This window comes from Salinicola sp. MH3R3-1 (assembly GCF_001937155.1).
Classification (GTDB): Bacteria; Pseudomonadota; Gammaproteobacteria; order Pseudomonadales; family Halomonadaceae; genus Salinicola; species Salinicola halophyticus.
This window is the reverse complement of the sequence record NZ_MSDP01000119.1, coordinates 1-249: the sequence shown is the minus strand read 5'-3', so window position 1 is coordinate 249 and position 249 is coordinate 1. Positions and strand designations below refer to the sequence as shown.

The 249-nt window shown below is 58.2% G+C and carries 1 rRNA gene; it reads right to left on the bottom strand.

The window, feature by feature from the left end:
• Positions 1–247, bottom strand: a 16S ribosomal RNA gene (locus BTW08_RS18655); the annotation flags it as partial.
• Between the last annotated feature and the right edge of the window lie 2 nt (positions 248–249).

Here is a 249-nt window from a genome sequence, read left to right as displayed (position 1 = left end):
GGACTACTGGGGTTTCTAATCCGGTTCGAGACCCTAGCTTTCGTCCCTCACCGTCGGATCCGTCCTCCTGAGGTGGTTTCCCCATCGGTGGTCCGTCCAGGATTACAGGATTTCACTCCTACCCCGGACGTACCCCTCAGGTCTTTCGGTCCCAAGCCGAGCAGTTTCCGCTGGACGCCTGTTCGTTAAGCGAACAGATTTCCCAACGGACTTGCCCGGCCGGCTACGGACGCTTTAGGCCCAATAAGA